Origin of the sequence: Halomonas sp. KX33721 (genome assembly GCF_001596805.1) — a bacterium.
Taxonomy (GTDB): domain Bacteria; phylum Pseudomonadota; class Gammaproteobacteria; order Pseudomonadales; family Halomonadaceae; genus Vreelandella; species Vreelandella aquamarina.
Genome location: NZ_LVIA01000074.1, coordinates 1 through 3,303 on the forward strand (window position 1 = coordinate 1; position 3,303 = coordinate 3,303).

Consider the following 3,303-nt stretch of genomic DNA (forward strand, 5'->3'; position numbering starts at 1 on the left):
GCACAATTCAGCGATTGATTAGTGGTGTAGTAGTGCTCCGGCCCTGAAACAGCAACAGGTCGGCCAGCCGTAAGCGCGCAGCTCATCGCCGATGTCCCAATGTATTGCTCCGAGAGATTGACCCCAGGACGGAAGGCCTGCTTGAGAACCCTGCCGGAGTGAGCGTTAGATTGATAGGTGCATAGAGCATGGCCTTGGTGGTCAGTGAGTAGCAGTGCGTAGCCCGCACCACTAATGGTGCGATGAAGCTGTTCAATGGGGATAGTGGCTGCATTAGTAAGGTTTTGATTTTTTTGTTTAATTTCGTTAAATCTACTGCACGGTACCGTTTCGTATATGACCCGCTCAGTCACACTCTTGTGCTCGGCGATACAGCGTTTCCATGAGTTCAGGATAGCTTCGTCTATTATTCCATTAGGAATATTCCCATCTTGGAAGAAAGCCTTTCTAGCCTCACTCAGCCTTTGTAAGGGCGTCAGTTGTGTATTCATTTCTTATCCCTCTTCACTGCAATATTGTTCTATGTAGGCTTCAAATTCGGATGCGTTGCCAAGGATCTATTACATAAGAAAATATTAAACTGGTCATTGGGGCTTGCCTTGCATTGGCTTGTTATTCTTTTGTCGTAATTCAAAAATCTGTTGGATGCCCTCTTAGGTGTGAAATGCCCTGTACAGGGTTAACTAAACCCTACATAACCAAAAAAATAAATAAGCCGAGTATCCCTTTCGCAGAGCACCTGAATCCGTGATGCCGCAGCCGACATTCCCCCTATCATCGTCTGCGTGAGATTTTTGAGAATTTGACTCGAATATCGTGGAGGTGCGAGCCCGATGTCGTCGGAAATGCCCACGTCGATCGGTCCTGATCACCCGGTTTTCTCCGCTTACGCCCCTGCCGCGCACGGCCAACCTGGCGACCGGCGATCGCCCGTCGCGCACTGTCTGGGGATGCTCTCTGGCAGACAGTCAGCATGGCGACCCTCGTGGGTAACGCAGCCGGCTCCGCAGGGTGTTCAACACCGTCATGCGCCCGATGTCCTGCCCGAAGTCGAGGATGATCTGCCGCGCCTTGTGAATCACGAGAGCCGCACGATGCACCAATTCCTGCAACACCGTCCGCAGCCGGCGCCGCTTGGCGGGATGGCGGACCGGGCTTAGCTCGCCGGTCATGCCCAGTTGCCCCATCAATCGCAGGATGTTGTAGGCCAGTTGGGCGAGATGCAGGATCAGATCGTTGGTGGCGAACTTGCCCGACGGTAGCCGCTCCAGGTCAAGATCGGTCTTGATCTCGCTATGGAACTGCTCGTGGGTGGCATGCGCCTGATAGCGCTTGATCACCGCCTCCGGCGCCTCGTCCAGGCTGGTCCACCAGCCTTCCAACTCAACCTCTGGTTCGAGCAGCAACTGGCCATCGTGATCGGCGGTGCGCTCCACCAGGCGCATCACGCGCTTGACGACGTATTCGATCTTGTTGTCGTCGTGGATCGAGACCGTCTGCGTCCACAGCGCCTGGCGTTTGCCAGGGCGCAGCTCTTCCCAGTAGTCCGCCGCCACGGCCAGCCAGGTGTCCTGATCGGCCGTGGCCGAGCCACGCGGGTTCCATTTGACGAGGTAGTCCAGCCGGCGGCCCTCCTCGGCAAAGGCCTGCCGCTGCTGTTCGAGAAGCGCCAGGTGCGCCTGGCTGTCGAAGCCGCTGTCCTCGCGTAACAGGATCGGTCGCTCGGTCAGGCCTTGGGCGCGGGGCAGCACCCGCTCCAGGAAGGCGTTGCTCTCCTTCATGGTGTGCTGCTTGCCGGGACGCAGTTCCAGGCCCAAGCACCACCCTTCGTTGCCCAGATACGCGGCGATCGGGGTGTAGCCGTCGACCTTCTGGTAGGTCCGCGAGACGCCTTCCTTCTTCGAGTTGCTGTTGTCCATGACGAAGGTGTCGATGTCCAGGCAGACGTGCGTCGTCTCGGCGGTGATCGGTGCCTCGACCAGTGACAGCAGGGTCGTGGACCAGATGGCGGTGCGCGCCTGCAGGTTGTTGGCGGCGAGTTTCTCAAGCCGCTGTCGCAGCGTCGCCGTGCTCGGCACCTTCTGCAGGGTCAGCAGTTGTTGGAAGGGCTTGTCGCGGCGGAAGTTTTCGATGGCGTCATAGTCGCTCATGCCCAGACACAGCAGGCCCAGGTAGCTCTTGACCACGTCGCTGGTGCGCATGCCCAGCGTGGTGGGGAAGCGGCCGTCGATGCTGTCGACGCCGGCGATCTCGAGGCACTGCCCGATGATCGACAACCCGGAATGGCTGGTGAGGGTGCGGCGACTGGCGCGGAACTTGACGTTGGGCATGGCACTGTCTGGGTGAATGGCGATATCCGCTATATTGCCATGCAGGTCAGTGGGTTAGAAGCGCTTCAGGGGGCCAGTCTCACGGATTCAGGAGAGCAGTAAGAATACTTCCATGTTTTTATTTATTTTTTACATATAAAACAATTGGTTATTTTTTAACAAAGCATTAGAAAGCATTGATGCTTGTAGGTGAGGGTGCCGCATCGAGATACCTATGAAGTATGGCAAGGAACTCAAACGATATTGGTCTGTTAAGTGGGGTCTAGTCGATATTACTGACGAACCAACAACAACTGTCGTCTTTAAGCCCATGATAGACGTACCCCAATCTCACCTCGAATGTTGCTGCTATCGCCGGGCTCCAAGACAACAATAAAACCAACGATAGGGTTTCACCATGACCGTAAAAATATTCGACACGCCCGAGGTTCAAGATTTCCTAAATGCCGTTGCTGGCTTTGATCAGTCAGGCGGCAATGACCGCGCCAAGCAAATCGTTCATCGCCTGGTTGGTGATCTGTTCAAGCTGATCGATGACTTCGATGTCACCGAGGAAGAGTACTGGGCGGCGGTTAACCTGCTCAATGCCCTGGGTAGCCAGACCCAGTTCGGCCTGTTGTCCCCAGGGCTGGGCTTTGACCACTTCCTCGATATGCGCCAGGACGCTATCGATGCCGAAGCCAAGCGCACCGGCGGCACCCCGCGCACCATCGAAGGTCCGCTCTACGTGGCCGGCGCCCCCGAGGCGGAAGGCTTTGCGCGGATGGACGATGGCAGCGACCCTGATGGCGAGACCATGTGGCTCACCGGCCAGGTGCGCGACGTGAACGGTCAGCCGATCCCCGGCGCCAAGGTCGAGATCTGGCACTGCAACTCCAAGGGCGGCTACTCGTTCTTTGACCCTTCTCAGGACGAGTACAACATGCGCCGCACGATCTATGCCGACAGCGAGGGCCGGTACACCGCGCGTAGC

At 57.0% G+C, this 3,303-nt stretch carries 3 protein-coding genes; 1 reads left to right on the forward strand and 2 read right to left on the reverse strand.

Going from position 1 to position 3,303, the window contains the following annotated elements:
* Both A3220_RS16300 and A3220_RS16305 read right to left on the reverse strand, forming a co-directional pair.
* Nucleotides 1–491: hypothetical protein (locus tag A3220_RS16300; protein ID WP_217284300.1), on the reverse strand; the 491-nt coding region annotated here is incomplete at its 3' end.
* 477 nt (nt 492–968) lie between these two features.
* Nucleotides 969–2,330 carry an IS1380 family transposase gene (locus A3220_RS16305; protein ID WP_058092419.1) on the reverse strand — a complete coding sequence of 454 codons (1,362 nt, stop codon included), beginning with the start codon at nt 2,328–2,330 and terminating at the stop codon, nt 969–971.
* Between the two features lie 397 nt (nt 2,331–2,727).
* Here A3220_RS16305 and A3220_RS16310 point away from each other — a divergent pair.
* Nucleotides 2,728–3,303: dioxygenase (locus tag A3220_RS16310; RefSeq protein WP_290123757.1), on the forward strand; the 576-nt coding region annotated here is incomplete at its 3' end.

Coding starts and splice junctions, on each gene's coding strand:
- A3220_RS16305 (WP_058092419.1), bottom strand. CDS start 2,330: ATGCCCAACGTCAAGTTCCGCGCCAGTCGCCGCACCCTCACCAGCCAT.